The sequence below is a fragment of the Pseudoprimorskyibacter insulae genome, assembly GCF_900302505.1.
GTDB lineage: Bacteria > Pseudomonadota > Alphaproteobacteria > Rhodobacterales > Rhodobacteraceae > Pseudoprimorskyibacter > Pseudoprimorskyibacter insulae.
This window is the reverse complement of sequence record NZ_OMOJ01000025.1, coordinates 1-1,340: the sequence shown is the minus strand read 5'-3', so window position 1 is coordinate 1,340 and position 1,340 is coordinate 1. Positions and strand designations below refer to the sequence as shown.

Annotated in this window: 1 protein-coding gene; it reads right to left on the bottom strand. The window is 67.0% G+C overall.

The window, feature by feature from the left end:
- On the bottom strand, positions 1-1,340 hold a 1,340-nt coding region (locus tag PRI8871_RS19390), incomplete at both ends, for an aldehyde dehydrogenase (NADP(+)) (protein ID WP_108887812.1).

Sequence of the window (1,340 nt, the reverse complement as noted above, 5' to 3'; positions counted from 1 at the left end):
GGGCGCAGGAAGCGGCGGATGGACAGGGTTCCGACCGAGGTTGCGCCAAAGTTGGTGGAGGCCGGGTACGGGCCGCCGTGGACCATGGTGTCGGCCACCTCAACCCCGGTGGGGAATCCGTTGGCCAGCACGCGGCCGGCTTTGCGTTCCAGAACCGGCATCAGGCGCTGCGCCAGAGCGGTGTCGCCGTCATCCATATGCAGCGTGCAGGTCAGCTGGCCATGCAGGCTGCGGGCGATTTGCAGCATCTCAGCCTCATCCGCGACGCGGACGATCAGGCCAAGCGGGCCGAACACCTCTTCGCCCAGGTCGTCGTTTGCCAGCCATTCCTTGCCAGTGGTGGCAAACAGGTACGGCGTCGCGTTGCGCAGATCGCAGACCGAGGTCAGCACCTCCTGCACGCCCGCCGATCCGGCCACCCGGTCACGACCCGCGCGATAGGCGCTGGCGATCCCGTCGGTCAGCATGGTCTGCGCGCCAACGCCGCCAAGTGCCGCCGTCGCCGCCGCGACATAGGCATCCGCATCCGGCCCGTCGATGACGACCGAGATACCGGGGTTGGTACAGAACTGACCCGCGCCCATGGTCAGCGATCCGGCCCAGCCTTCCCCGATTCCGGCGCCGCGCTGCGACAGTGCCTCGGGAAGGATGAACATCGGGTTAACCGAGCCCAATTCCCCGAAAAACGGGATCGGCTCGGGGCGGCTGGCGCACAAATCGAACAGCGCGCGGCCCCCGCCCAAAGATCCGGTGAATCCCACGGCCTTAATTAACGGATGCGTAACGAGTCCTGTGCCAACGTCCCGCTTGCCGCCCTGAATCAGGCTGAACACACCAGGATGGAGGTTGCATGACTTGATCGCCGCATGAATGGCTTCGGCCACGATCTCACCCGTGCCGGGGTGGGCGCTGTGGCCTTTGACGACCACCGGGCAACCGGCGGCCAACGCGGCCGCTGTGTCGCCGCCCGCAGTTGAAAACGCGAGGGGGAAGTTCGACGCACCAAACACGGCCACAGGGCCGATCGGGCGCTGCACCATCTTCAGATCCGGGCGCGGCAGGGGCGCACGGTCAGGCAGTGCCGCGTCATGGCGGCGGTCCAGATAATCGCCCGCCAGAATATGGCTGGCAAACAGGCGCAGCTGGCCTGTGGTCCGGCCCCGTTCGCCCTGAAGGCGGGCCTCGGGCAGACCGGTTTCCTGCGTGCCGATCTGGGTGATGGCATCGCCGCGCGCCTCAATCTCATCGGCGATGGCGTTCAAAAACGCCGCCCGTTCCGCACGCGTGCTGTAGCCGTAGGACCAAAACGCCTCCTCGGCCGCCTCACAGGCGCGGTTGAC